Here is a 23930-nt window from a genome sequence, read left to right as displayed (position 1 = left end):
TCCTCGGCAGCGGCGTCGACCCCGACGGCGGGGCGCCCCCGGTCGATCTCCTGGACGACGACCTGCTCGCCTACCGCGAGGCGCACCCCTGGCGCCGGTGATGCCGGTGATCCGGCGGTTGCTGGTCGAGGACGCGGAGGACGATCGCATGATCGTGGCGGTCACCGATGCCGGCGGCCGGATGCTCTGGGTGGAGGGCGACTCCGTGCTGCGCTCGCGGGCGGCGGGGATGCACTTCGTGGAGGGCGCCCGCTGGGCCGAGGAGGTCGTGGGCACCAACGCGCCCGGGACGGCGCTGGCCGTCGACCACGCCGTCCAGATCTACGGCAGCGAGCACTACCGGCGGCCTGTGCAGCCGTGGAGCTGCTCGGCCGCACCGGTGCACGACCCGGTCACCGGCGTGCTGCTGGGTGCGATCGACGTGACCGGTGGGGAGCACGTGGCCAGCCCGCACGTGCTCACGCTGGTGCGGGCCACCGTGGCCGCGGTCGAGTCCGAGCTGCGCTGGCAGCACCGCGAGCACCTGCAGCGGAGCGCGGGGCGCCGCCCGCCGCCGCTGCAGCGGCTGGTCCCGCGGCTCGACGTCCTGGGGCGGGAGCGGGCGCGGCTGACCCTGCCGGCCGGTCCGGTGGAGCTGTCGCTGCGGCACTCCGAGCTCCTGCTCCTGCTGGCCGAGGCGGCTGCGGCGGGCGAGGGCCGCACGGCGGTGCAGCTGGCCGCCGAGTGCCATCCCGGCGAGGCCGCGGAGGTGACCGTGCGTGCCGAGCTGTCCCGGCTGCGCCGCCTGGTGGGCGCCGACCTCGTGGGCTCCCGCCCCTACCGGCTGCTCGGACGGGTGGACACGGACCTGGACCGGGTGCGCCGGCTGTTGGCCCGGGGCGCCGTCGGCGAGGCGCTGGAGCGCTATCCCGGTGCGGTGCTGCCCGGGTCCCGCGCGCCGGGGTCGCCGTCGCCCGGGAGCGGCTGGGCGCGCTGGTCCGGCAGGCGGTCCTGCGCAGCCGCCGCCCCGAGCTGCTCCTGCGCTACGCGCAGCTGCCCGAGGCCCGCGACGACGTGCCGGTGTGGCAGACCTGCCTGGACTGGCTGCCCGCGAGCTCCCCGCGCCGGGCCGCGGCGGCCGAGCACCTGCTGCGTCTCCGGCGAGGACCCCGGCTCCGCTGAGCCGCGGCTCGCCGGGAGCGGGAATGCCGTCCGGCGACGGGCACTTGGCAGTCCGCGTGAGTGCTGCGCCCCCGTCCGTGCCGTCCGCCGTGGATGCCCCGTCCCTGAGCACCGTCAGGACCGTGGTGGCCATCGTCGCGCTGGCGCTCGGCGGGTTCGCGATCGGCACGACCGAGTTCGTGACGATGGGGGTGCTGCCCGACATCGCCGACGGCGTGGGTGTGAGCATCCCCTCGGCCGGCCACGTCATCTCCGCCTACGCCGTCGGGGTCGTGATCGGCGCTCCGGTGATCGCGGCGCTGAGCGCCCGCCTCCGCGGCGCGCGCTGCTCGTCGGGTTGATGGCGGCCCTCCTGGTGGGCAACGTGCTGACCGCGCTGGCGCCCGGCTACCGCACGCTGCTGGTCGCCCGGCTCCTGGCGGGGCTGCCGCACGGCGCCTACTTCGGGGTCGCCTCCCTGGTCGCCGCCTCGCTGGTCGCCCCACGGCTGCGCGGTCGAGCGGTCAGCTCGGTCATGCTCGGACTGTCCGTCGCGCTGGTCGCCGGCGTCCCGGCCGCGACGTGGCTGGGGCAGACGGCCGGCTGGCGATCGGCGTACTGGCTGGTCGTCGTCCTGGCGGCGGCCACCATGGCGGCCGTGCTCGCGGTCGTCCCGTCGACGCCGGGGCGTCCGGAGGCCACCGTCCGCGGCGAGCTGGGCGCCCTGCGCCGGCCGCAGGTGCTGCTGACCCTCGGGATCGGCATCGTCGGCTTCGGTGGCATGTTCGCGCTCTACAGCTACATCGCCCCGCTCGTCACCGACGTCGCGGAGCTCTCCCGCGGCACCCTGCCCGTGGTCCTGTTCGTCTACGGGATCGGCGGGGTGGTGGGAACGGCCCTGGCCGGGCGGCTCGGCGACTGGGCGCTGTTCCCGTCCGTGGCCGGCTCCCTGATCGCGCTGATGGTGGTGCTCGCCGTCACCGCGGTGGTGGCGCCCTGGGCGCCCGGCCTGGTGGTCGGCGTCCTCCTGGTGTCGATCAGCGGCTCGACGCTGGCGATCCTGCTGCAGTTGCGGCTGATGGAGACCGCGGGGAGGCCCAGATGCTCGGGGCCGCGCTGAACCACTCCGCCCTCAACCTGGCCAACGCCCTCGGTGCCTGGGTCGGCGGTCTGGTGATCGCCGCGGGGCTGGGCTTCCGGGCGCCCAGCGCCGTCGGCGCCGGGCTCGCCGCCGCCGGGCTGGTCCCGCTGGCCCTCTCCGCCGTCCTCCGCCGCCGCGAGCGCCGCGCCGTCGCTCCGGTGGCCACCGTCCCGGCGAGGTCCGGCGTCCCGGTCGGCTGAGTCCGCGCGCGCCTGCCTCCGGCCCACCGGGCGCGCGTGGTCGCTCGATCCGGCGCGTCGGCGCGTGTCGTCGACCTCGACTGCCCACGCGACCTGCCACGGCCCCCGTCGGCGCAACGAGGGTGCAACGTTGCGCCGGTCGCCCCGGGCGCCTGTCGGACGCGCGAATCGCCCGGCCGACCGGCCATTTCGCCTCTGCGGCGGCGGCTGAGCGGACCCGGCGGCGGTGACCCGATCACTAAGCCTGGCCTAAGTCGCGCTCCGCGGTACAGACTCCGCTGGTACGCCGGTAGTGACCGGGGCCACACCTCAGAGCGGAGGGCCATGACCCAGATCAACGTGCGGGTCGACGGGGCGTCCTACAGCGACGACGTCGAACCGCGGACACTGCTCGTCCACTACCTGCGGGAGCAGCTCGGCAAGGTGGGCACGGTGGTCGGGTGCGACACCAGCAACTGCGGGGCCTGCACCGTGCATCTCGACGGCGAGGCCGTGAAGAGCTGCACCGTGTTCGCCGTCCAGGCCGACGGCAGCGAGGTCACCACGATCGAGGGCATCTCCTCGAACGGCACCCTGCACCCGATGCAGAAGGCCTTCCACGAGATGCACGGCCTGCAGTGCGGGTTCTGCACCCCGGGGATGATCATGGCCTCGATCGACCTGGTGAACGACAACCCCGACCCCAGCGAGGACGAGGTCCGCGAGGGGATCGAGGGCAACCTCTGCCGGTGCACCGGTTACCAGAACATCGTCCGCGCCGTGCAGCAGGCCGCCGGTGAGATGAACGGCCGCCCCGCCGCTGCCGACACCCTCGGAGCGCAGTCATGACCCTCCTCGAGGAACCGGCCGCCGCGACGCCGGAGAAGGAGATCGGCAAGGCGCGTCGCCGCAAGGAGGACGCCCGGCTGATCACCGGCCGCACCACCTGGACCGACAACATGGTCCTGCCCGGGATGCTGCACCTGGCGTTCGTCCGCAGCCCCGTCGCGCACGGCAAGATCACCAACATCGACGTGAGCGTCGCCCAGCAGGCACCCGGCGTCATCGCCGTCCTCACCGGGCGCGACGTCGCCGACGAGCAGGGCTCGCTGCCGTGCGCCTGGCCGGTCACGCCGGACATGGTCAACCCCGGGCACCCGTCGATCGCCGTGGACGAGGTCAACCACGTCGGCGAGGCCGTCGCCGTGATCGTGGCCCGCAGCAAGACCGCCGCGCAAGACGCCGTCGAGCTCGTCGACGTCGACTACGACCTGCTGCCCGTCGTCCTCGACATGGAGGAGGCGGTCAAGGCCGAGGCGGACCTCTGCCACGACCACACCGAGTCCAACACCAGCTACCACTTCGTCTTCGACGCCGGCGACGCCGGCACGGGGGCCGACACCGAGCAGGCGTTCGCCGACGCCGAGGTCGTGGTCAGCCGGCGGTTCGTGCAGCAGCGGCTCATCCCCGCGTTCATGGAGCCCCGCTCGGTCGTGGTCCAGCCGCAGGGGACAACTACACGCTCTGGTCCTCGACCCAGATCCCGCACATCCTGCGGGTGATGCTGGCGATGGTCACCGGCGTCCCCGAGCACAAGCTCCGGGTCATCGCGCCCGATGTGGGCGGTGGATTCGGCGGCAAGATCACGCCGACGCCCGAAGAGGTCATCACGCTGCTGGTGGCCCGCCGGCTCGGGAAGCCGATCAAGTGGACCGAGACCCGCAGCGAGTCGCTGATGACGGCCCACCACGGCCGGGACCAGATCCAGTTCATCGACGTCGCCGCCGACCGCGAGGGCAACGTCAAGGGCCTGCGCGTGCGGCTGCTGGCCGACATGGGCGCCTACCTGCGGCTGATCACGCCCGGGGTCCCGGCGCTCGGCGCCTTCATGTTCCCGGGCATCTACAAGTTCCCGGCCTACCGGTTCGAGTGCGACGGCGTCTTCACGAACAAGGTGCCGACGGACGCCTACCGCGGGGCCGGCCGTCCCGAGGCGACCTTCGCGATCGAGCGGATCATGGACGAGCTCGCCGTCGAGCTCGGCATGGATCCCCTCGAGGTGCGCCGGAAGAACTGGATCAACGCCTCGGAGTTCCCGTTCACCACGGTCGCCGGGCTGCAGTACGACAGCGGGGACTACGAGAAGGCCACCCAGGACGCGCTGGACCTGCTCGGCTACGACGAGCTGCGCGCCGAGCAGCAGCGCCGCCGCGAGTCGAACGACCCGGTGCAGCTGGGCATCGGCTTCTCCACCTTCACGGAGATGTGCGGGCTGGCTCCCTCGCGGGTGCTGGGCTCGCTCTCCTTCGGTGCCGGCGGCTGGGAGTCGGCGTCCATCCGGATGCTGCCGACCGGCAAGGTCGAGGTGGTCACCGGGTCCACGCCGCACGGGCAGGGCCACGAGACGGCGTGGAGCCAGCTCGTCGCCGACCACCTCGGGGTGCCGTTCGAGGACGTCGAGGTGCTGCACGGCGACACCGCGATCTCCTCCAAGGGCCTGGACACCTACGGGTCGCGGTCGCTGGTCGTCGGCGGCACGGCCGTGGTGAAGGCGGCGGAGAAGGTGGTGGCCAAGGCGCGCACGATCGCCGCCCACCTGCTCGAGGCCAGCGAGGACGACCTGGAGTTCGCCGACGGGAAGTTCGCCGTCCGGGGACGCCGGGCACGGGTCTGGGCATCCAGGAGATCGCCCTGGCGATCTTCGCCGCGCACAACTACCCGGAGGGCGTCGAGCCCTCGATCGACGCCGAGGCGACGTTCGACCCGGAGAACTTCTCCTTCCCCCATGGCACGCACCTGTGCGCCATGGAGGTCGACACCGAGACCGGCTTCGTCAAGATCCGGAAGTACGCCTGCGTGGACGACGTCGGGACGATCGTGAACCCGCTGATCGTCGAGGGGCAGGTGCACGGCGGGCTGGCGCAGGGCATCGCGCAGGCCCTGTACGAGGAGGCGATCTACGACGCCGACGGCAACCTGACGACCGGCACGTTCGTCGACTACCTGGTGCCCTCGGCCGCCGACCTGCCGCACTTCGACACCGGCAACACCGTGCACACCGCACCCAGCAACCCGATCGGCGCCAAGGGCGTCGGGGAGGCCGGCTGCATCGCCAGCACCCCCGCCGTCGTCAACGCCGCGATCGACGCCGTCCGGCACCTGGGCGTCAGCGACATCCGGATGCCGCTGACCCCCGAACGGGTCTGGCGGGCGATCCACGAGGGCGGTGACGGCGGGGATCGCGCCACCGCCGGCACGAACGCCTACGGCGGCGCCTCCACGGAGAGCTCGTCCGGGGTCTCCACCGACGCGTCGTCCCTCGGAGGTGACCGGTGATTCCCGCACCGTTCGCGTACGCCCGCCCGTCCACCGTCGACGAGGCGCTGCACGCCGTGGCCTCCGGCGGGGAGGACGTGAAGATCCTCGCCGGCGGCCAGTCGCTCATCCCGGTCATGCGGCTGCGGCTGGCCGCGCCGGAGACCGTCGTCGACCTGACCCGGGTCGCCGAGCTGCGCGGCGTGCGGGAGGAGGGGGACGCGATCGTCGTCGGCGCGATGACGACGCACTCCGACGTCCTCTCCGACCCGTTGATCGGGCGGTACGCACCCCTGATCGCCGAGGCGACCGAGACGGTCGCCGACCGGCAGGTGCGCCACCGCGGGACCTTCGGCGGCGCGCTGGCGCACGCCGACCCCGCCGGTGACCTGCCGGCCGTGGCCCTGGCCCTGGACGCGGAGTTCGTGATCGCCGGGCTCGAGGGACGGCGCACCGTGCCGGCGTCGGAGTTCTTCGTCGACTACCTGACCACCGCGCTGCAGGAGGGGAGCTGCTCGTCGAGATCCGTGTCCCCAAGCGCGAGGGCTGGGGGATGCACTACGAGAAGTTCAACCGGGTGGCGCAGGCGTGGTCGATCGTGGCCGTCGCCGCGGCGGTGCGCATGGAGGGCGGCCGGATCGCGGAGGCGCGGATCGGGCTGACCAACATGGGCCCGACCCCGCTGCGGGCGTCGGCGACCGAGTCGGCGCTGACCGGCGGCGAGGCCACCGCTCAGGCGATCGCCGCAGCGGCCGAGCACGCTGCTGAAGGCACCAGCCCCAGCAGCGACCTCAACGCGCAGGCCGACTACCGCCAACACCTCGCCACGGTGCTCACTCGCCGTGCGGTGTCGGCGGCCTGCGGGCTGTAGCGTCAACAAGGACCCCGTGCCACCCGCCGGTCCGTAACCGTCCGTCCCGGCCGGCCCGCCCTCCCGGGGGCGGGCCGGCCGAGCGCACCTCCAGGAGGTCCCCGTGCAGCTGGAGAACTCGTTCACCGTGCCCGTGCCGATCGACGAGGCCTGGCGGGTGCTCCTCGACATCGAGCGGATCGCCCCTGCATGCCGGGTGCGGCGCTCGACTCCGTCGACGGCGACGACTTCACCGGCCGGGTGAAGGTCAAGCTCGGTCCGATCAACCTGACCTACCAGGGCAAGGCGTCCTTCATCGAGAAGGACGAGGCTGCGCACAAGGCCGTGATCGACGCCCGCGGCAAGGACCAGCGGGGCAACGGCACCGCCGCCGCCGTGGTGACCGCCAAGCTGGCCGCCGAGGGGTCCATCACCCGGGTCGACGTGCTGACCGACCTCAACATCACCGGCCGCCCGGCCCAGTTCGGCCGCGGCGTGATGACCGACGTCGGCAACAAGCTGCTCGGGCAGTTCGCCGACAAGCTCGCCGCCCAGCTCGGTGAGGGTGACGCCCAGGGCGACGCCGACCGCGCCGCCGCGGCGGGTGGCAGCGCAGCGAAGAAGACGGCCGCGAAGGCCGCCGCGACCGCGAGCGGCGCCGTCGAGGAGGTCGCCGCCTCCGCCGAGCAGGCGGCGGGCAACGGTGCGGGCGGCCAGGCCGTGAAGAAGGCGCCGCGGGCGCCAAGAAGGCCGCCGCGTCGGCGACCGACAAGGTCAGCAGCGCGGCGGAGCCGGAGAAGGCCGCCCCGCCAAGAAGGCCGCGTCGGCCAAGAAGACGGCGGCCGCCAAGACGGCCCCTATCAAGGCCGTCCCGTCGCTGGCGGACACCGCGTCCGCCGCGGCCGGCACCTCCGCCGCAGACACCGCGCCGGCGGCGAAGGCGCCCAGCGGCCCTCCCGGTGGGCCCACCGCCCCACCGAGCCGGCCCGCCACGGGCGCCCCCGTGCGCAGCGTGCCGTCCGCCGGGCCTCGCACCGTCACCAAGCCGCAGGAGGAGCCCGAGCCGATCGATCTGCTCGAGGTGGCCGGTGGGGCCGCGATGGCGCGCTACGCCGCGCCTGCCGCCGGCATCGCCGGTGTCGTGCTGGTCATCGCGCTGCTCGTCCGGCGGCGGCGCCGCCGCTGACCCCTGCGGCGGAGCTCCGAGCGCCACGAGTGCTACGAACTCGTGGTCATCAACGCCTGATGGCCACGACTTCGTAGCACTCGACCGTTCATGTCCACCTCAGCCGGCGGTGAGTTCGTCCAGCCAGGACAGTGCGGCTGCCGCGACGACGTCGACGTTGCGCTCGAGCGAGTGGTCGCCCGGAACGGCGTAGACCGACGCCCCGGCCTGCCCGGTGAGCACGGCGGCGACCTCGGCCGGCCCGCCGAACGCATCCGTCTCGCCCTGCACCACGACCAGGGGCAGCGGAACGGCGGTCAGCTCGGCCGCGCGGCTCTTCTCGGGCCTGCCCGGCGGGTGCAGCGGGAACGCGAGCGCGAGCACCCCTGCGGCACCCTGGTCGGCCGCCGTCCGGCAGGCCACCCGGGCGCCGGCGCTGCGCCCGCCCAGCACCAGGGGGCCGGTCAGGAGATCTGCGGCGCGGAGATGGCCGAGCACCGCGCTCCAGCCCTCGTCCAGCTTCGGTGGCGCGGCGGCGATGCGCTTACCGGCCACCCGCCATGGCTGCTCCACCCGGACCACCCGCCAGCCGGCTCCGGCCGCCTCGGTGGCGACCTGCACCAGGTCCACCGACTCCACTCCGCCCCCGGCGCCGTGGCCCAGGACGAGCGTGCCCGAGTGTCCACCGGTTGTGACGTGCGCCCGTGCCGGCCCGTGCGGGGTCCCGATCTCGTGGACCTCGCTCATGCGGGCAGGGCCAGCAGACCGTCGACGGCGCCGGCCAGGTCATCCGCGCGGACGTGCGGGGCGTCGAAGACGGCGGGATAGGCGTGCTCACCGCGCGAGAACCAGGCGCCGGTGAGCCCCGCCCGCTGAGCACCCTGGACGTCCCAGCCGTGCGCCGCGACCAGCGCCATCCGCTCCGGAGCGACGTCGCAGCTCCCGGCGGCCCACAGGTAGACCTCACGCGCGGGCTTCCAGGCCCGGATCGCCTCGCTCGACAGGGTGCGCTCGACCAGCGGGGTGATCCCGCCGCGCGCGAGCCCGGCCTCGGCCACACCGGGTGAGCCGTGGGTCAGGGTGACCACCCGGATCCCGGCCTCGGCGAGGCGGCGCAGCGTTGGTTCGACATCGGGGTGCGGGCTCAGCTCCCCGAAGGCGTCGGCGACGGCCGAGCGCCGGGGCGCGTCCAGGTCCGTCTCCTGGGCGAGGGCGTCGTCGAAGGCGTCGCGGAACCGGCACCAGCTGCCGGTGAGCGCCGCGGCGAAGCCGATCAGCAGGGTCCGCCCGAACACCGGGCGCAGGAGCTCGCCCGGGCGGCCCGACTCGATCAGCGCCGCGCGGACCGGGGCCAGGTCGAGCAGCGTCTCGTTGACGTCGAACGCGACGACCTCCGGGCGGAGCCGGCTCATGCCTGGTCGCGCTCGTCGGCCGGCAGCTCGGCGCCCGCGGTCGGCGGCCGGCGCAGCTTCCCCGTCATCTTCTTGTAGACGAACCAGCCCACGAAGAGGACGACGGCGACGACCAGCAGGTAGTCGAGGTACTTGAGGTTGTCCTGGATGAAGTCACCGGCGGCGACCCCACGCCGATCAGGACGCTGTTCCAGATCAGGCTGCCGGCCGCGGTGAACAGCAGGAACTGGCCCAGCGGCATCCGGACGACGCCGGCCGGCACGGAGATGAAGCTCCGCACGATCGGCACCATGCGCCCGAAGAACACCGCCGAGCGGCCGTGCCGCGCGAACCAGTCGAAGGTCTTGTCCACGTCCTCGGTCTCGACCAGCGGCAGCCGGTCGAGGAAGGCGTGCGATCGGCGCGGACCGAGCGCCAGGCCCACGTAGTAGAAGAAGATCGCCCCGAGCACCGACCCCATGGTGGCGAAGATGACCACCGGGACGACGTTCATCCGCCCGTCGTTGATCAGCACTCCCGCCAGCCCGAGCACCGCCTCGCTGGGGATCGGCGGGATGACCGTCTCGGCCAGGATGCTCAGGCCCACCCCCACGGCGCCCAGCCGGTCGACCAGGTCGAGCAGGAAGCCGGTGATCCCGCCCTCGTCGGATGCGGTGGCGGCGAGGAGTGACATGGCGTCCACGGTATCGGCGGGTCGGAACGGCTGCCGCGCCCCGCGCGGGGACCGGTACTAGGTTCGGGTCCCATGCCGCACCGGTTCACCGCCCGCGCCGCTGTCGTCGGAGACCGGGCAGGGACGGTCGTCCCGGACGCCGTCGTGGACGTCGAGGACGGCCTGATCAGCTGGGTGGGGCCGGCCGGCGACGCTCCTCCGCTCGGGGATGCCGAGCTGGTCGAGCTCCCCGGCGCGCTTCTGCCCGGGCTGGTGAACACCCACTCGCACGCGGCGATGGTGCTGTTCCGCGGCCAGGGCGAAGGCCTGCCCTCGATCGCTGGCTGGCGGAGGTCATGTGGCCGCGGGAGGCCCGGCTCACCGCCGACGACGTCGAGGTCGCGATGACCGCCGCGTCGGCGGAGATGCTCGGCAACGGCGTGACCACGAGCGTGGAGATGTACTTCCACCCGGAACGGATCGCCGCAGCCGTCGGCGCCACCGGAGCCCGGGCGATCATCGCGACGCCGCTGATCCCGCTGCCCGGCCTGCCGCCCTCGACGAGCAGCTCCGGACCGCCGTCGACCTCGCCGCCGGCGCGCCCGACGAGGGGACCGTCGAGTTCGGCATCGGCCCGCACGCCGCCTACACGGTCCCGCTCCCGGTGCTCCGGGACGCCGCGGCCGCTGCCCGGGAGCACGGCATGCTGCTGCACCTGCACGTCGCGGAGACCGCCACGGAGGGTGCGGACCTGCTCGCCACGCACGGCCTGACCGTGCCGGCGCTGCTCGCGGCGCACGACGTGCTCGGCGGCCGGGTGCTGGCCGCCCACTGCGTGCACATGGACGACGGCGACCTCGATCTCTGGCACGAGTACGACGTCGCCGTCGCCCACTGCCCGGCGAGCAACGCCAAGTTGGCCAGCGGCATCGCGCCGGTGCGCGCGATGCTCGACCGGGGGTCCGGGTGGGCCTGGGCACCGACGGGCCGGCCTCGAACGACGGGCTGGACCTGCTGGCCGACCTGCGGCTCGCGGCGTCGTTCGCCCGGCTGGCCGGACGGTCGGCCACCGCGCTGACGGCCGCGGAGGCGTTCTGGCTGGCGACCGGGGAGCGGCGGACGCCGTCGGCCGGCCGGACCTGGGGCAGCTGGTGGCCGGCCGCCGGGCCGACCTCGTGCACGTCGACACCCGCGACCTGGTCTTCGAACCGGTCGGCGACCCGGCCGACCTGCTGGCCCACCTGGTGTGGTCGGCCGGCGGTCGGCATGTGCGGGACGTGTGGGTCGGCGGCCGGCGGGTGGTGCGGGACGGCGGATCGACCACCGTGGACACCGAGGCGCTGCGCCTGGACGTCGCGGCTCGCGCCGCCCGGCTGGCGGCCGGCTGATCAACCCCGAGTGTGCAGAAACCGGTCCCTGACCGTCCTCCAGACCCCGGTTTCCGCACGCTCGCCGGGTGGCAGAGACTTTCTTCAACCGAATGGTTGACCAATCGCTGGACCGAGCCCTAGCCTCGTGCTCAACCGAAAGGTTGAGCACGAGGAGGATGCAGTGGCGGCAGATCCGCTCTCCCGGGTGTTCTCGGCGTTGGCCGACCCCACCCGACGGGACATCGTGGCGCGGCTGTCGGTCGGCGACGCAACGGTCAACGAGCTCGCCGCGCCCTACGACGTGACCGTCCAGGCCGTCTCCAAGCACCTCAAGGTGCTGGAGGACGCCGGCCTGGTGAGCCGGAGCCGGGAGGCGCAACGCCGCCCGGTGCACCTCGAGGCGAACGTCTTCGACCTGATGACCAAGTGGATCGAGCGGTACCGGCGGCAGGCCGAGGAGCGCTACCGCCGCCTGGACGACGTCCTGGCAGCGATGCCGGACGCCACGACACCACCCCCGGAAGGAAGCCCGTCATGACCACCACGACCCACCCCGAGACCCAGATCGTCGTCGACCCGGACGTCCCGCTCGTCCGGATCGTGCGCGAGTTCGACGCCCCGCCCGAGAAGGTCTTCCGAGCGCACGTCGACCTGGAGCTGTTCGCCCGGTGGACCGGGCCGAAGGGCATGGAGATCCGGATCGACCGCCACGACTGCCGCACCGGCGGCGCCTACCGCTACGTGATGTCGCAGGACGGCGAGGACTACGGGTTCAACGGCGTCTTCCACGAGGTTCGGCCGAACGAGCTGATCGTCCAGACGTTCGCCTTCGAGGGCATGCCGGACGACGTCGCCCTGGAGCGGCTCGTCCTGGAGGACCTCGGGAACGGCCGCACCCGGCTGACCTCGACGTCGCTGGTCGACTCGTTCGAGGGCCGCGACGGCTTCGTCGCCAGCGGTATGGAGGTCGGCGTCAACGAGGGCTACGAGAAGCTCGACGACCTCCTCGCGCGCGACGAGGGCGGCGCGCGGTGACCAGCACGACGGCGGCGTCGGCGCGGGGTCGGCGACCGCCCGCGCCGGGACCGTGGCCGTGGGGCTGCTCGTCCCCGGGCCGGCCGGGGCGGCGGCACTCGGCCTGGTGGGTCTGATGACCGGGGCGACGCTGGCGAACGTGTTCGTCCTCGAGGTCATCACCCCGGCGCTGACCATCGCGCTCCTCGTGGCGGCCGCAGTGGTCGCGTGGAACCGGCGGGATGACGTCCGTGCGCCGCTCGCGGGACGGCGTCCCCGACCGGTCGTCGGCTGAGATCCAGCGATCCAGCAGGCCCGATACCGTGCCGGGGCGTTCCCGCGGGAACGCCCCGGCCGGCCTGTGCAGAGGAGTCCCTCCATGGAGATGAAGCTCGAACTGGTGCCGATCCCGGTCACCGACGTGGATCGGGCCACGGCGTTCTACGCCGACCGGCTCGGGTTCGCCCTCGACGTCGACGTGACCCCCGCCGAGGGGGTGCGGGTGGTGCAGCTGACCCCGCCGGGCTCGTCCTGCTCGGTCGCGTTCGGCACCGGGCTCCCCGCCTTCGCGGGCACTCCCGGCTCGATCCGCGCGCTGCACCTGGTGGTCGCGGACATCGAGCGTGCCCGCGAGGAGCTGATCGGCCGGGGCGTCGACGTCGGCGAGGTGCAGGACGTCGGTGGCGGGGTCCGCTACGCAGGCTTCGAAGACCCGGACGGCAACACGCTGACCCTCCAGGAGATGGCGTGGCGGACCGGGGACGCCTTCTGACGCACTAGGCCCACAGCGAGATCGTGTCGCCGCGGCCGACCGTGCGCAGTTCCCCGGGCAGCTCGCGGCGGCCGACCTCGGCGAGGAAGTCGCCGAGCGGGGACCGGAACAGCGTGTAGTCGTCGTAGTGGACCGGCACGGTGACCGGCGGCTTCAGCAGCTCGACGAGGTCCGCGCCCTGGCGGGCGTCCATGGTGACGGTCAGCCCCAGCACCTTGGTGCCCCCGAGGTGGGGGATGAGGACGTCGAGCGGGCCGCACCGCTCCAGCACCTCGCCCAGGTAGGGCCGGTAGAGCGTGTCGCCGCTGACGTAGCCCCGCCAGGTCACCTCGCCGCCCCGGATCAGCTCGATGACGCTGCCCATGACGGCGGGCAGCACCGTGGCCAGCGGGCCGGGCCCGTGGACGCCGGGCACCGAGGTGATCCGCACCGTGTCGGTGCCGCGGGTGAACTCGTGCGTCTGCCACGGCTGCAGGTCGGCGGCGGCGGTGAAGCCCCGGTCCGCCAGGCACTTCGCCGCCTCCGGCGTGGTGACCACCGGGGTCACCTTGGGCAGCGACCTCGTGGCGATGCGGTCCCAGTGGTCACCGTGCATGTGCGAGAGCAGGATCCCGTCGAGCGCCGGCAGCTGGGTCGGCTGCAGGGCCGGCTCGGTCAGCCGCTTGGCGCGCAGGCCGTAGCCGAGGTGCGCCCGCTGTCCGCGGTGCAGGAAGTTCGGATCGGTGAGCAGCGTGAACGGGCCGATGCGCAGCAGCATCGTGGCCGTCCCGCCGAAGGTCATGGTGACGTCGTCCGCGTCGTCGCGGCCGGGTTGCCCTGTGGGGCGCGCGTCCGTCGGTCCTGCCATGGCCACCTCCTCGGGTCCGGTGGTCTCCATGCCCCGGGTGGGATCCGTGCAACCCGACGCCGGCGGACCGGCGCGCCCGCCGCCGGGCGACGACACTGGCGCCATGCCCTCGCTCCTGAGACGCCTCCGCGCGACCTGGCACGGATTCGCCGACCGCTCCCGGCCGGTGCACCCCGAGACGGCCCGCGCGCTGCGCGAACGCTGGGCGGCCCTGCCCGCGCACGTGCAGACCCCGGCTCAGACGCTCGGCCGGCACGCCGTCGGCTGCGAGGGCACCCATGGCGTCTTCCCGAAGTGCAACCTCACCTGCACGCCCTGCTACCACTCGGCCGACGCCAACAAGGTGCGCGTCGACGGCGGGCACACGCTGCGCGAGATCGAGTCGCAGATGTCCTACCTGCGCGGGCGGCGGGGGCCCTACGCCCACGCCCAGCTGATCGGCGGCGAGGTCAGCCTGCTCTCCCCGACGACCACGCAGCCGCCCTGCAGGCCATGCGCGACCACGGCCGCTCCCCGATGTCGATGACGCACGGCGACTTCGACCCCGACTACCTGCGGGACCTGGTCATCGGCCCCAACGGGACGCTGCGCTTCGACCGGATCAGCTTCGCCGCCCACGTCGACTCCCTGATGCGCGGCCGGCGCGGCGCGGTGCGCCCGAGGAGCGAGGCCGAGCTGCACCCCTTCCGGCAGCAGTTCGTGCAGATGTTCCGCGACCTGCGCGCCGCGACCGGCCTGCGCTACTACCTGGCGCACAACATGACCGTCACGCCGGCCAACCTCGGCCAGGTGGCCGAGACAGTACGGGCCGTCGTCCCCATGGGCTTCTCGATGCTGAGCTTCCAGCCGGCCGCCCACGTCGGCGACGAGCGGCGGTGGAAGGAGTCCTACACCGCCGTCGACGCCGACGCGGTCTGGGCCGCGCTGGAGGAGGGCATGGGTCAGCGCATCGCGCACGAAGGCATCGAATTCGGCGACCCGCGCTGCAACCGGCTCGCGTTCGGCTTCCTGGCCGGCGACCGGTGGACGGCGTTCGTCGATCCCGATTCGGCCGCCGACCGTGCCGCCCGGGAGCGGTTCTTCGCCCACTGGGGCGGGCTGGCCTTCAGCGGCACCGCGCCGCTCATGCTGCTGGCCAAGATCGCCCGCGTCCTGCGCCACCACCCGGGCGACGCGGTCGTCGCCGCGCGCTGGTCCGCCCGCCTGCTGCGCCGGGCCGGGGGTTTGCGATCCCTGGTCCGCGCCGCACGTGCCGGCACCCTGGGGCTGATGACTTTCGAGGTGCACAGCTTCATGGACGCCGCCGACGTCGGGCCGGCCTGGGAGCTGATGCAGCAGGGCGTCGAGTCCGACGACCCGCGGATCAGGGCCACCCAGGAGCGGCTGGCTGCCTGCACCTACTCGATGGCCCATCCCGAGACCGGGCAACTGGTGCCCGCCTGCGCCCAGCACTCCGTCCTCGACGTGACGGAGAACGCCCAGCTGCGCAGGCTGCTGCCGCTCACCGTCGTCGGCTGACAGTGGCCCCGGTCGTGGGACTCCCGGTGGTTCCGGCCGCAGCCGCCACCACCCATCGGTCGGTCACCGGCAACCGCAGGCCCACGATGGCGCCCGGGGCACGTCCTCACCCGGGCCGAGCTCGGCGTCCACCGACGCGGCGCCGGCCTCACCCGCGCCGCCGTCCCCGGTCACCTCGACGGTGACCAGTGCGCGCAGGCCGCGTCGCCGCAGCCGGACGACGGTGCCGGCGCAGTCGCCCTCCGCCGCCGGGGTGACCGTCACCGCCTCGTGCCGCACCACGAGCACGGCGGGCCCGTCGGGAATCCGCTCGGGCAGCTCGAGCGCGCCCAGTGGCGACTCGTGCCGCCCGTCCCGCACCATCCCGGCCACCTCCGTGCGCCCGCCCAGCAGGCGGCTGACCGCCAGCGACGCTGGTCGGGCGTAGAGCGAGCGCATCGGCCCGCTCTGGAGCAGGCGGCCCTCGTCGAGCACGGCGACGGTGTCGGCGAGGGCATCGGCCTCCGCGTGGTCGTGCGTGACCAGCAGCACCGTCGGGTCCAGCCGCGTCCGGAGGTCGCCGAGCAGCTCGTGCATCTCCTCGCGCAGCGACGCGTCCAGGGCGCTGAACGCCTCGTCGAGCAGCAGCACCCGGGGCTCGGCGGCCAGCGCCCGGGCCAGTGCCACGCGCTGCTCCTGCCCGCCCGACAGCGCCCGCGCCGGTCGCCCCCGTAGCCGCGGAGCTGCACCAGCTCGAGGAACTCCTCGGCCCGCTGCCGCGCCTCCGTCCGGGGCACCCCGCGCACCCGGTCGGCGAAGGCCACGTTGTCGCGCACGGTGAGATGGGGGAACAGCAGCGGCCGCTGGAACACCATGGCCATGCCCCGCCGCTCGGGGACCACGCCGGCGAGATCGGTGCCGTCGACCCGGACCGTCCCGGCCGTGGGCTCGTCGAGGCCGGCGGTCAGCCGCAGCACCGTGCTCTTGCCCGATCCCGACGGGCCGAGGATGGCCACGCAGGAGCCGGCGGGCACGTCGAGGGAGAAGTCGTCCAGTGCGGGCGCCTGCCCCGGTCGGTGCACCCGGGTCAACGCGGTCAGCTCCAGCGAACCCCCGCTCATCGTCTCCCTCTCCGGGCCAGCAGGCCCACGACTCCCAGCAGGGCCACCGGCGGCAGGATGGAGGTCAACGACAGGACGGCGACCTGGGCGTCGTTGCCGGTGGCCGATGCGGCCGACGCGACCAGCAGCGGCAGCGTCGTCAGCCGGCCGCCACCGATCAGCACGGTGACGATGTAGTCGCTCCAGCCGACGAGGAACGCGAGGAACGCTGCACCCGCCAGGGCGGGGGCCAGCAGCGGCAGCTGCACCGAGCGCACGGTCTGCCAGCGGGTGGCGCCGAGGAGTCGCGCCTCGTCCTCGAAGCCGCGGTCGTGCGCGGCGTAGGCGGCCCGCATGGTGATGGTCGTGTAGGGCAGGGCGGCCACGACCAGCAGGACGACGACGCCGAGCGCGGCCGGCACGCCCAGCCGCAGCAGCAGCACGTCCAGGCCCAGGGCGACGGCGAAGGGCGGGAGCACCAGCGGTGACAGCAGGACCGCCAGCACCACGGTCGACCGGGGCACCTGCCGGGAGGCCAGCGCCCGCCCGGCCATCGCCCCGAGCGGGGTGGCGAGCAGCGCGACGACCGCGCCGAGCAGCGCCGAGCGCAGGAACGCCCCACCGGCGCCGGAGGCAGCGGCCTCGGCCAGCCCCCGGACGCCCCACTCCTGCGGCAGCAGCGCGGGATAGGTCCAGCGGTCGGCGAAGGCCCAGAGCAGCAGCGGGACGGCGGGCAGCACCAGCCACAGCGCCAGCAGCCCGCGGCCCGCGCGCGAGGCGGCCAGCACGGCGCGGGCAGCTCCCACCCTGGCCGGCCGCGGGGAGCGACGGTCACTGCTCAACCGCCAGCCGGCGCAGCGCCCGCAGCGCGAGCAGGACGACGACGAGCGCGAGCAGTGCCGTCGTCACGGCCACCGCGGCCGCCTGGGGGCGGGCGGCGAGGTCGATGGAGGTGAACAGCCGGTACGCCAGCACCGCCAGCGGCTCCGGGTAGGCGCGGCCGAGCAGCGCGGCCACCTCGTAGGAGCCGAGCGTGTAGACGAAGCTGACCGCGGCCGTGGCGCCCAGCGCGGGCGCGGCCAGCGGCAGGGTGACGTGCCGGAGGCGGGCCCAGCGGCCGGCGCCGAGCAGCGCGGCGGTCTCGACGTAGGACGCCGCCCGCGAGGACAACACCCCGGCGACCACCAGTGCGACGAACGCCGACTCCTTCCACGCGTACTCGGCCACCACGGCAACCCACAGCCGACCGCCCACCAGCGGGGGCCACGAGGACGGGTCGACGCCGAGCAGCCGGGAGAGGAAGCCGGCGTCGGCCAGGAGCAGGCCCATGGCCGCCGCTCCCACCAGGTGCGGGATCGGGACGGTGAGCGCGGCCAGGGTGCCCAGGACGCGGCTGCGGCGGACCGCGGCGGTGGCGGCCAGCGCCAGGCAGAGGCCCACGGCGGCGGCGATCGCGGTGGACGCTGCGGCGATGCCCAGCGAGGTGCGCAGCGAGCTGCCCAGGTCGGTCGCGACGGCCCGGTAGGCGTCCAGGGAGAGGCTCGGCTCCCCACCAGGGGCGTCAGCCCCAGGCTCAGCAGCACCGCCGACGTGAGCGCCGCGCCCACGACCGCGACGACCGGCACCAGCGCCGGGAGGACCAGCAGGACGGCGCGGGTCCGGGGGCCGGGTCGGCGACGAACCGCGCCCGCCTGCCCTGACGGGCTCGTCGGGGCGGACGGCTCGGCGCCCCTCGTCGTCGGCATCGCCTTCGGTGGGTCAGCCGGCGGCGATCTGCCGGCGCCACCCTCGTCCAGGGCGGTCACCCACTCGGCCTCGACCTCGGGGTCGGCGTCCTCGCTGAGCTCGGCGTAGGAGGGCAGGACCTCCGACTGCGGCAGCTCGGCGAACTGTGTCTGCACCTCGCCCGGCAGGCGCTCGGGGTCGAGCACGGTGTACTGCCCCACACCTCGGGCCGGGCCTTCGCCAGCTGCTGCTCCGGGAGAGCGCCAGGTTCGCCACGACCATGGCACCCGCCTGGCTGCCGGACGTGGACGGGACGGCCAGGAAGCTGGCGTTGCCGATGGTGCCGTCCTCGACCAGCAGCACCCGCGTGGTGGGCGGGAAGGTGGCCTCCTCCACCAGGTCGGGGAGCGTCGCCGGTCCGTAGGTCATGGTGAAGTCCACCTGGCCGTCGGCGTAGAGCTGATCGAGCTCCTCCAGGCTCTGCGGGTACGTCTGCCCCTCCCGCCACAGCGAGGGCTCGAGCTGATCCAAAGTGCCGAACAGCTCCGGCGCGAGCTCGTCGTAGGCGTCCTGGGAGAACTCGAGGGGCACGTTCTCCACGCCCTCGGCGACCGAGTACAGCACCTGCCGGACGAACACCGAGCCGGTGAAGTCCGGCGGGGCGGGATAGGAGAACCGGCCCGGGTGCTCCTCGATCCAGGTCAGCAGCTCCTCGACGCTGCCCGGCGGGTCCTCGACCCGCGCCTCGTCGTAGACCAGCGCGAACTGGGCCTTGTGCCAGGGCGCCTCGCACCCGTTCACGTCGAGCCCGAAGTCCGTGGCGAGCAGCGGGTCCTCGGGGTCGACGTACTCCATGTTGGGCAGCATCGACGTCCAGTCGCACAGCCACGCACCGGCCTGCTGGCCGGTGGCGAAGTTCTCGCCGTTGAGCCAGATCAGGTCGACCTCGCCGTCGGTGACGCCGGCCTGCCGCTCGGACAGCACGCGGTTGACCGCGTCGGCGGTGTCGGCGATGGGCAGCCGCTCCAGCGTCACGCCCTCCTCCGCGGCGGCCGGGGCCAGGACGTCGTCCACGTAGGCGTTGCCCTTGTCGTCGCCGCCGTACATCCACAGCCGCACGGTCTGACCGTCGGCCGCGGCGAGGACGTCGTCCCAGTCGCGCGCCTCGGCGGACGTCGGCTCGCTGTCGGGTGCGGCGCAGCCGGCCAGCGCGAGCAGCAGCGCTCCGGCGGCCACCACCGTCCTGCGGGTTCGTCGGCTCGCGGGGCGTCGGTCGGCCATCGGCGCTGGTCCTCCTCGGGGTCCGGTCGTGGGCGTCGACCCACCCGGTGGTGTTCGTGCCCGGGCGGGGATCCGGATGCGGCGGTCGGGGAGGCCGTGCGAAATGATCGTGCCCGACCTGATTCCGCCCCGCCACGGGGCTGCCGCCTGCGGAGGTGCCCCGTGCTCGATGCGGCGGCGCGGCGCGTGCTCGACGCACCCCTGGCCCGCGCCGCCCGGGCCCTGGACCGGCCGTGGTTGAGCCCGGACCGGCTGACCGCCCTCGGGTTGGCGTCGGGGCTGGGCAGCGCGGTCGCCGCCGCTGTCCAGTGGTGGGGGCGGCGCTGGTGCTGTGGCTGGTCTCCCGGCTGGCGGACGGGCTGGACGGGCCGCTGGCGCGCAGGCGCCGGGCGAGCGGGGCGCCCGTCGACGCCGGCAGCGGCGGATTCTTCGACATCACCGCCGATTTCCTCGTCTACGGCAGCACGGTGGCCGGGGTGGCCGTCGGCGTCACCTCGGCCTTCGACGCGCCGTGGGAGCCATTCCTCGCCGTCCTGCTCGCCTACTACGTCAACGGGACGGCCTTCCTGGCCTTCTCCTCGATCGCCGAGCGGAGCGGCCGGCAGCTCGACGACGGCCGGTCGCTGTCCTTCCTCGGCGGGCTGGCGGAGGGCACCGAGACGATCGTCGTCCACGCGGTGTGGCTGCTGCTGCCGACGATCGCCTGGCAGCTGGCGTGGGGATGGGCCGCGGTGGTGGCGGTCAGCGCGCTGCACCGGATGTGGGTCGGCTACCGCTCGCTGCGCTGAGCGACGCGGCGGCGGACCCAGCGCGCGACCCGCAGCGCGGCTCTCACCAGTGGATTCGTCAGCCGGGCCCGGACGTCGTCGAGCGCGGCGTCGACGATCGCGTCGTCGTAGGTGGGATAGGCGTGCGTGGTCCCGGCCAGGTCGCGGGCGGTCAGCCGCCGTCGGACGGCGAGGGCCAGCTCGCCGAGGGTCTCCCCGGCGCGCGGACCGACGACGACGGCGCCGACCAGGCGGTGCCGCCGGTCGAGCACGAGCGAGGTGAACCCCTCCGTCTCCCCTCGGCGACGGCGCGGTCGACAGCGGCGTGCTCGGCGCGGCGCACGGTGCAGCCGCGTGCCCCCGCCTCGGCGGGGCTCACGCCGATAGAGGCGACCTCCGGGGAGGTGAAGGTGACCCGCGGGACGACCGGGTCGATGCGGCGGGCCAGACCGAGGACGGCGTTGCTCGCGGCGACGCTGCCGTGCATGCCGGCGGTGTGGGTGAAGAACGGCGGGCCGGTGACGTCGCCGGCCGCCCAGACCCGCCGGTTGGTGGTGCGCAAGGCCGCGTCGACGGTAACGCTCCCGTCGTCGTCCAGGTGCACCCCGGCGGCTTCCAGCCCGAGGTCGGTGGTCCGAGGCCGGCGACCGACCGCGACCAGCAGCCGGTCGAAGGGCAGCGCCGTCCCGTCGTCCAGGTGCAAGATGCCCGGTTCGACGCGTACGCCGTGCGAGCCCAGGCGCAGCTGCACCCCGTCCCGCTGCAGGGCCGTGGCGACGAGCGCCGCGGCGTCGGGATCCTCGGGGCCGAGCAACCGGTCGGACCCGTCGACGACGGTGACCTCCGAGCCGAGCCGGGCGAACGCCTGACCGAGTTCGCAGCCGATGGGGCCGCCGCCGAGGACCACCAGGCGGCGGGGCAGCTCCTCGACCTCCCACAGCGTCTCGCTGGTGAGCGGCTCGACCTGGTCGATGCCGTCGATCGGATGCATGGCCGGCTCCGCGCCGGTCGCCAGCAGGGCAGCGGAGAACCGGATGTGGCGCCCGCCGATGCGAGCGGTGTCGGGGCCGGTGAACATCGCCGTCCCGGTCACCACCGAGACGCCGGCCTTCTCGAGCGCCTCGGGGAGTCCTTCGGCTGCACGGCGGCGATGGCGGCCTGGACGTGGGCCCGGACGCGGGTGAAGTCGACACGCACCTCACCGACGTCGACCCCGAGGCCGGCCGCCCGGCGGGCGGAGGCGGCGGCCGAGGCAGCGGCGAGCAGGGCCTTGGACGGCACGCAGCCGGTCCACAGGCAGTCGCCACCGGTGCGTCCGTGTTCCACCAGCACGGTGCGGACACCGAGGGCAGCGGCGGTGTGCGCGCCGACCAGCCCCGCCGTGCCGCCACCGACGACCAGCAGGTCGACGGGCTCGATCGGGTGGTCCGGCACGCGGGGTCCTCTCGGCTGCAGCGGTGGTCTCGCCGAGCGACGCTACTGCCGTTCGCACGATCCGGCCGCGTGCTGCCGGTCTGCACCGGGCGAGGGAGGATCGGCCCGGTGGACACCCAGGCGGTCATCCGGCCCGAGGTCGAGGTACTGGTCATCGGGGCCGGTCAGGCCGGTCTCGGCACGGCGTACTGGCTGCGCCGGAAAGGCGTCGGTGACGTCCTCGTGGTGGAGGCCGGCGAGGTCGCGCAGAGCTGGCGGGAGCGGTGGGCGAGCCTGGAGCTGTTCACCCCGCGCCGGTTCAGCTCCCTGCCGGGCCGGCGCTTCCCGCCGGGACCGACCCGCAGCCCCTCGCGTTCGGAGATGGCCGACTACCTCGTGTCCTATGCAGCAGGCCTCGAGCGGCCTGTGCGCACGAGGGCGCCGGTGCAGCGGCTGCTGCGCAGACCCGACGGCTTCGTGGCGTCCACGCCGTCCGGGGATATCCGGGCCCGGCACGTGGTCGTGGCCACGGGGCCTTCCGCCGTCCGCGCGTGCCCGCCGCGGCCGGCGACCTGGGCCCGTCCGTGCACCAGCTGCACTCGTCGCAGTACTGCACGCCCGACGACGTGCCGCCCGGCCCCGTGCTGGTGGTGGGTGGCGGCAACTCGGCGGCGCAGCTGGCCATCGAGCTGTCGGACGGGCACGAGGTGACCGTGGCCGCCCCGACGCGGCCGCGCTTCCTCCCCGAGGACGTGCTCGGCATCAGCATCTACTGGTGGCTGCTGGTCGGCGGGATCCTCAACGCCGGCGCGTCGACGCCGGTCGCGCGGTTCCTGCGCAGCCGGCACGAGGCGATCCTGGGCCGAGAGCTGAAGCGGATGATCCGCGCAGGCCGGGTGCGGCTGGTGTCGCACCGGGTGGTCGCGGCCGACGGGGACCGGGTGTGCCTCGCCGACGGCAGCACCGAGCAGCCCCGCACGGTGCTGTGGTGCACCGGCTTCGAGCCCGACACCGCCTGGATCGAGATCCCCGGCGCTCTGGGGGAGGGGGAAGGCCGCTGCACTCGCGCGGGGCCTCGCCGGTGGCGGGACTGCACTGGATGGGCCTGCCATGGCAGACCCGGGTCAACTCCTCGCTGGTGGACGGTGTCGACCGGGATGCCCGCCGGACGGCGCGGCGGATCCACCGGCACGAACGGCAGTTGCCCTAGGGCGACGGCTGGTAGACAGGGGCCGTGTCAGCACGCTCCGTCGACGGGTCCTTCCTCGCCCTTCCGCTGTCCGCGCTCACCGAGGCCGCGCTCACCCGCGCCGTGGACCTGGGCTGCGAGCACGCCGACATCCGGGTCGAACGGATCCGCACCCAGACGATCAGCCTGCGTGACGCCCGCCCCGAGGCCTCCATCGACGGCGAGGACCTCGGCCTGGCCGTGCGCGTGGTGCACGAGGGAACCTGGGGCTTCGCCGCCGGCGTCGTCCTCACCGCGGCAGAGGCCGTGCGCCTCGCCGAGGAGGCCGTCGCCGTGGCGCAGGTGTCCGCGGCCATCAACACCGACCGGGTGGAGCTCGCCCCGAGCCGGTCCACCCCGACGCCGAGTTCGTCTCCGCCTACGACGTCGACCCCTTCGACGTGCCGGACACCGAGAAGGCCGGCCTGCTGACCGACCTCTCCGAGCAGTTGCTGGCGGCCGACGGCGTCGAGCACGTGCAGACCCGGTGCATGCACGTGAAGGAGCAGAAGTACTACGCCGACACCGCCGGGACGCGCGTCCGTCAGCAGCGGATCCGCATCCAGCCGGAGTTCACCGCGCTGACCGTCGACCGGGTGACCGGTTCCTTCGAGAGCATGCGCACGCTCGCCCCGCCCGTGGGCCGCGGCTGGGAGTACCTGACCGGCACCGGCTGGGACTGGCGCGCCGAGCTGGCCGAGATCCCCGAGCTGCTGCGCGAGAAGACGAAGGCGCCCTCGGTCCAGGCCGGCCGGTACGACCTCGTCGTCGACCCGTCCAACCTGTGGCTGACCATCCACGAGTCGATCGGGCACGCCACCGAGCTCGACCGCGCGCTGGGCTACGAGGCCGCCTACGCGGGGACCTCGTTCGCCACGCCCGACTTGCTCGGCACCCTGCAGTACGGGTCATCCCTGATGAACGTCACCGGCGACCGGACGGCGCTGCACGGGCTGGCCACCGTCGGCTGGGACGACGAGGGCGTCGCCGGCCAGCAGTGGGACATCGTGCAGGACGGCGTCCTCGTCGGTTACCAGGTCGACCGCAACATGGCCCGGCTGC

At 74.2% G+C, this 23930-nt stretch carries 29 protein-coding genes and 5 pseudogenes; 23 read left to right on the top strand and 11 right to left on the bottom strand.

Annotated features, from left to right (window positions below):
• Positions 1–100 precede the first annotated feature (100 nt).
• The 10 genes and pseudogenes from U6N30_RS28065 to U6N30_RS28020 all read left to right on the top strand — a co-directional run bounded on the left by U6N30_RS28065 (position 101) and on the right by U6N30_RS28020 (position 7888).
• Positions 101–2260 carry an MFS transporter gene (locus U6N30_RS28065; protein ID WP_324278506.1) on the top strand — a complete coding sequence of 720 codons (2160 nt, stop codon included), beginning with the start codon at positions 101–103 and terminating at the stop codon, positions 2258–2260.
• On the top strand, positions 2242–2481 hold the full coding sequence (locus U6N30_RS28060; protein WP_324274856.1) for a hypothetical protein: 240 nt from the start codon (positions 2242–2244) through the stop codon (positions 2479–2481). The genes U6N30_RS28065 and U6N30_RS28060 overlap by 19 nt, the downstream gene beginning before the upstream one ends.
• A 324-nt stretch (positions 2482–2805) precedes the next feature.
• A complete protein-coding gene (locus U6N30_RS28055; protein WP_324274855.1) occupies positions 2806–3309 on the top strand; it encodes a (2Fe-2S)-binding protein in 504 nt (167 codons plus the stop codon).
• Positions 3306–4022 (top strand): xanthine dehydrogenase family protein molybdopterin-binding subunit, encoded by a 717-nt coding sequence (locus U6N30_RS28050; protein ID WP_324274854.1) that lies wholly within the window; start codon positions 3306–3308, stop codon positions 4020–4022. Before U6N30_RS28055 ends, U6N30_RS28050 begins: the two co-directional genes overlap by 4 nt.
• Positions 4022–5074: pseudogene (locus tag U6N30_RS28045) on the top strand (xanthine dehydrogenase family protein molybdopterin-binding subunit); the annotation flags it as partial. The gene U6N30_RS28050 and the pseudogene U6N30_RS28045, both read left to right, overlap by 1 nt.
• A 56-nt stretch (positions 5075–5130) precedes the next feature.
• Positions 5131–5796 (top strand): xanthine dehydrogenase family protein molybdopterin-binding subunit, encoded by a 666-nt coding sequence (locus tag U6N30_RS28040; RefSeq protein ID WP_324278505.1) that lies wholly within the window; start codon positions 5131–5133, stop codon positions 5794–5796.
• Positions 5793–6437 carry an FAD binding domain-containing protein gene (locus U6N30_RS28035; RefSeq protein WP_324274853.1) on the top strand — a complete coding sequence of 215 codons (645 nt, stop codon included), beginning with the start codon at positions 5793–5795 and terminating at the stop codon, positions 6435–6437. The genes U6N30_RS28040 and U6N30_RS28035 overlap by 4 nt, the downstream gene beginning before the upstream one ends.
• Positions 6392–6646 (top strand): FAD binding domain-containing protein, encoded by a 255-nt coding sequence (locus tag U6N30_RS28030; RefSeq protein ID WP_324274852.1) that lies wholly within the window; start codon positions 6392–6394, stop codon positions 6644–6646. The genes U6N30_RS28035 and U6N30_RS28030 overlap by 46 nt, the downstream gene beginning before the upstream one ends.
• Before the next feature lie 103 nt (positions 6647–6749).
• Positions 6750–6890, top strand: coding sequence for a hypothetical protein (locus U6N30_RS28025; protein WP_324274851.1), 141 nt, complete (start codon positions 6750–6752; stop codon positions 6888–6890).
• Complete coding sequence (locus tag U6N30_RS28020; protein ID WP_324274850.1) at positions 6836–7888, top strand: SRPBCC family protein; 1053 nt, start codon at positions 6836–6838, stop codon at positions 7886–7888. Before U6N30_RS28025 ends, U6N30_RS28020 begins: the two co-directional genes overlap by 55 nt.
• A 22-nt stretch (positions 7889–7910) precedes the next feature.
• On the opposite strand, the gene U6N30_RS28015 is transcribed toward U6N30_RS28020, so the two are convergent.
• The 3 genes from U6N30_RS28015 to U6N30_RS28005 form a co-directional block, all read right to left on the bottom strand.
• Positions 7911–8537, bottom strand: coding sequence for an alpha/beta hydrolase family protein (locus U6N30_RS28015; protein WP_324274849.1), 627 nt, complete (start codon positions 8535–8537; stop codon positions 7911–7913).
• Positions 8534–9202, bottom strand: a complete 669-nt coding sequence (locus U6N30_RS28010) for an HAD-IA family hydrolase (RefSeq protein WP_324274848.1) — start codon at positions 9200–9202, stop codon at positions 8534–8536. The genes U6N30_RS28015 and U6N30_RS28010 overlap by 4 nt, the downstream gene beginning before the upstream one ends.
• A 64-nt stretch (positions 9203–9266) precedes the next feature.
• On the bottom strand, positions 9267–9875 hold the full coding sequence (locus tag U6N30_RS28005) for a DedA family protein (protein WP_324274847.1): 609 nt from the start codon (positions 9873–9875) through the stop codon (positions 9267–9269).
• Between the two features lie 72 nt (positions 9876–9947).
• Here U6N30_RS28005 and U6N30_RS28000 point away from each other — a divergent pair, with 72 nt between their 5' ends.
• From U6N30_RS28000 to U6N30_RS27970, 7 genes are all read left to right on the top strand, one after another.
• Positions 9948–10262, top strand: coding sequence for an amidohydrolase family protein (locus U6N30_RS28000; protein WP_324274846.1), 315 nt, complete (start codon positions 9948–9950; stop codon positions 10260–10262).
• A complete protein-coding gene (locus U6N30_RS27995; protein ID WP_324274845.1) occupies positions 10213–10932 on the top strand; it encodes an amidohydrolase family protein in 720 nt (239 codons plus the stop codon). Before U6N30_RS28000 ends, U6N30_RS27995 begins: the two co-directional genes overlap by 50 nt.
• Before the next feature lie 73 nt (positions 10933–11005).
• Positions 11006–11242: a hypothetical protein gene (locus tag U6N30_RS27990; protein ID WP_324274844.1), complete on the top strand. Its 237-nt coding sequence runs from the start codon at positions 11006–11008 to the stop codon at positions 11240–11242.
• Between the two features lie 163 nt (positions 11243–11405).
• A complete protein-coding gene (locus tag U6N30_RS27985) occupies positions 11406–11762 on the top strand; it encodes an ArsR/SmtB family transcription factor (protein WP_324274843.1) in 357 nt (118 codons plus the stop codon).
• Positions 11759–12259, top strand: a complete 501-nt coding sequence (locus tag U6N30_RS27980) for an SRPBCC family protein (RefSeq protein WP_324274842.1) — start codon at positions 11759–11761, stop codon at positions 12257–12259. The genes U6N30_RS27985 and U6N30_RS27980 overlap by 4 nt, the downstream gene beginning before the upstream one ends.
• A 52-nt stretch (positions 12260–12311) precedes the next feature.
• Entirely contained in the window at positions 12312–12533 is a 222-nt protein-coding gene (locus tag U6N30_RS27975; protein ID WP_324274841.1) for a hypothetical protein, read from the top strand.
• A gap of 84 nt (positions 12534–12617) precedes the next feature.
• Positions 12618–13010 (top strand): VOC family protein, encoded by a 393-nt coding sequence (locus U6N30_RS27970; protein ID WP_324274840.1) that lies wholly within the window; start codon positions 12618–12620, stop codon positions 13008–13010.
• A 4-nt stretch (positions 13011–13014) separates the two neighbouring features.
• Here the strand turns inward: U6N30_RS27970 and U6N30_RS27965 are convergent, their stop codons facing one another.
• Positions 13015–13857 carry an MBL fold metallo-hydrolase gene (locus U6N30_RS27965; RefSeq protein ID WP_324274839.1) on the bottom strand — a complete coding sequence of 281 codons (843 nt, stop codon included), beginning with the start codon at positions 13855–13857 and terminating at the stop codon, positions 13015–13017.
• A 103-nt stretch (positions 13858–13960) separates the two neighbouring features.
• On the opposite strand from U6N30_RS27965, the gene U6N30_RS27960 reads away from it, so the two are divergent.
• Positions 13961–14383: a hypothetical protein gene (locus U6N30_RS27960; RefSeq protein ID WP_324274838.1), complete on the top strand. Its 423-nt coding sequence runs from the start codon at positions 13961–13963 to the stop codon at positions 14381–14383.
• Positions 14350–15375 carry a radical SAM domain-containing protein gene (locus tag U6N30_RS27955; protein ID WP_324274837.1) on the top strand — a complete coding sequence of 342 codons (1026 nt, stop codon included), beginning with the start codon at positions 14350–14352 and terminating at the stop codon, positions 15373–15375. Before U6N30_RS27960 ends, U6N30_RS27955 begins: the two co-directional genes overlap by 34 nt.
• Positions 15376–15438: 63 nt before the next feature.
• Here the strand turns inward: U6N30_RS27955 and U6N30_RS27950 are convergent.
• The 5 genes and pseudogenes from U6N30_RS27950 to U6N30_RS27935 all read right to left on the bottom strand — a co-directional run.
• Positions 15439–16068, bottom strand: a pseudogene (locus U6N30_RS27950) (ATP-binding cassette domain-containing protein); the annotation flags it as partial.
• Positions 16069–16100: 32 nt separating this feature from the next.
• A pseudogene (locus tag U6N30_RS34745) lies at positions 16101–16475 on the bottom strand (ATP-binding cassette domain-containing protein); the annotation flags it as partial.
• Positions 16472–17242 carry an ABC transporter permease gene (locus tag U6N30_RS27945; protein WP_324274836.1) on the bottom strand — a complete coding sequence of 257 codons (771 nt, stop codon included), beginning with the start codon at positions 17240–17242 and terminating at the stop codon, positions 16472–16474. The gene U6N30_RS27945 and the pseudogene U6N30_RS34745, both read right to left, overlap by 4 nt.
• Before the next feature lie 43 nt (positions 17243–17285).
• Entirely contained in the window at positions 17286–17894 is a 609-nt protein-coding gene (locus U6N30_RS27940; protein ID WP_324274835.1) for an ABC transporter permease subunit, read from the bottom strand.
• A 318-nt stretch (positions 17895–18212) separates the two neighbouring features.
• A complete protein-coding gene (locus U6N30_RS27935; RefSeq protein ID WP_324274834.1) occupies positions 18213–19460 on the bottom strand; it encodes an ABC transporter substrate-binding protein in 1248 nt (415 codons plus the stop codon).
• A 326-nt stretch (positions 19461–19786) separates the two neighbouring features.
• Between U6N30_RS27935 and U6N30_RS27930 the strand changes: the two genes are divergently transcribed.
• Positions 19787–20248 (top strand): CDP-alcohol phosphatidyltransferase family protein, encoded by a 462-nt coding sequence (locus U6N30_RS27930; protein ID WP_324274833.1) that lies wholly within the window; start codon positions 19787–19789, stop codon positions 20246–20248.
• Here U6N30_RS27930 and U6N30_RS27925 read toward each other — a convergent pair.
• Both U6N30_RS27925 and U6N30_RS27920 read right to left on the bottom strand, forming a co-directional pair.
• Positions 20230–21305: pseudogene (locus U6N30_RS27925) on the bottom strand (dihydrolipoyl dehydrogenase family protein). The gene U6N30_RS27930 and the pseudogene U6N30_RS27925 sit on opposite strands and share 19 nt — an antisense overlap.
• An 11-nt stretch (positions 21306–21316) precedes the next feature.
• A complete protein-coding gene (locus U6N30_RS27920) occupies positions 21317–21661 on the bottom strand; it encodes an FAD-dependent oxidoreductase (protein ID WP_324274832.1) in 345 nt (114 codons plus the stop codon).
• Positions 21662–21769: 108 nt separating this feature from the next.
• Between U6N30_RS27920 and U6N30_RS27915 the strand changes: the two genes are divergently transcribed.
• From U6N30_RS27915 to U6N30_RS27905, 3 genes and pseudogenes are all read left to right on the top strand, one after another.
• Entirely contained in the window at positions 21770–22351 is a 582-nt protein-coding gene (locus U6N30_RS27915; RefSeq protein ID WP_324274831.1) for an FAD-dependent oxidoreductase, read from the top strand.
• Positions 22352–22874: 523 nt separating this feature from the next.
• Positions 22875–23300: a PmbA/TldA family metallopeptidase gene (locus tag U6N30_RS27910; RefSeq protein WP_324274830.1), complete on the top strand. Its 426-nt coding sequence runs from the start codon at positions 22875–22877 to the stop codon at positions 23298–23300.
• Positions 23301–23359: 59 nt separating this feature from the next.
• Positions 23360–23905 (top strand): annotated as a pseudogene (locus U6N30_RS27905) (metallopeptidase TldD-related protein); the annotation flags it as partial.
• Positions 23906–23930: the final 25 nt, after the last annotated feature.

Origin of the sequence: Blastococcus brunescens (genome assembly GCF_035320885.1) — a bacterium.
Classification (GTDB): Bacteria; Actinomycetota; Actinomycetes; order Mycobacteriales; family Geodermatophilaceae; genus Blastococcus_B; species Blastococcus_B brunescens.
Note: the sequence above shows the minus strand (reverse complement) of the source record. Positions and strands in the feature narration are given on the sequence as shown.

What these genes read in the sequence shown, in the direction of transcription:
- U6N30_RS27935 (WP_324274834.1), bottom strand. Translation starts at nt 19,460, where the DNA reads ATGGCCGACCGACGCCCCGCGAGCCGACGAACCCGCAGGACGGTGGTG.
- U6N30_RS27965 (WP_324274839.1), bottom strand. Translation starts at nt 13,857, where the DNA reads ATGGCAGGACCGACGGACGCGCGCCCCACAGGGCAACCCGGCCGCGAC.
- U6N30_RS28050 (WP_324274854.1), top strand. Translation starts at nt 3,306, where the DNA reads ATGACCCTCCTCGAGGAACCGGCCGCCGCGACGCCGGAGAAGGAGATC.
- U6N30_RS28055 (WP_324274855.1), top strand. Translation starts at nt 2,806, where the DNA reads ATGACCCAGATCAACGTGCGGGTCGACGGGGCGTCCTACAGCGACGAC.
- U6N30_RS27960 (WP_324274838.1), top strand. Translation starts at nt 13,961, where the DNA reads ATGCCCTCGCTCCTGAGACGCCTCCGCGCGACCTGGCACGGATTCGCC.
- U6N30_RS28015 (WP_324274849.1), bottom strand. Translation starts at nt 8,537, where the DNA reads ATGAGCGAGGTCCACGAGATCGGGACCCCGCACGGGCCGGCACGGGCG.
- U6N30_RS28060 (WP_324274856.1), top strand. Translation starts at nt 2,242, where the DNA reads ATGCTCGGGGCCGCGCTGAACCACTCCGCCCTCAACCTGGCCAACGCC.
- U6N30_RS28005 (WP_324274847.1), bottom strand. Translation starts at nt 9,875, where the DNA reads ATGTCACTCCTCGCCGCCACCGCATCCGACGAGGGCGGGATCACCGGC.
- U6N30_RS28020 (WP_324274850.1), top strand. Translation starts at nt 6,836, where the DNA reads ATGCCGGGTGCGGCGCTCGACTCCGTCGACGGCGACGACTTCACCGGC.
- U6N30_RS27980 (WP_324274842.1), top strand. Translation starts at nt 11,759, where the DNA reads ATGACCACCACGACCCACCCCGAGACCCAGATCGTCGTCGACCCGGAC.
- U6N30_RS28010 (WP_324274848.1), bottom strand. Translation starts at nt 9,202, where the DNA reads ATGAGCCGGCTCCGCCCGGAGGTCGTCGCGTTCGACGTCAACGAGACG.
- U6N30_RS27970 (WP_324274840.1), top strand. Translation starts at nt 12,618, where the DNA reads ATGGAGATGAAGCTCGAACTGGTGCCGATCCCGGTCACCGACGTGGAT.
- U6N30_RS28000 (WP_324274846.1), top strand. Translation starts at nt 9,948, where the DNA reads ATGCCGCACCGGTTCACCGCCCGCGCCGCTGTCGTCGGAGACCGGGCA.
- U6N30_RS28065 (WP_324278506.1), top strand. Translation starts at nt 101, where the DNA reads ATGCCGGTGATCCGGCGGTTGCTGGTCGAGGACGCGGAGGACGATCGC.
- U6N30_RS27955 (WP_324274837.1), top strand. Translation starts at nt 14,350, where the DNA reads ATGCGCGACCACGGCCGCTCCCCGATGTCGATGACGCACGGCGACTTC.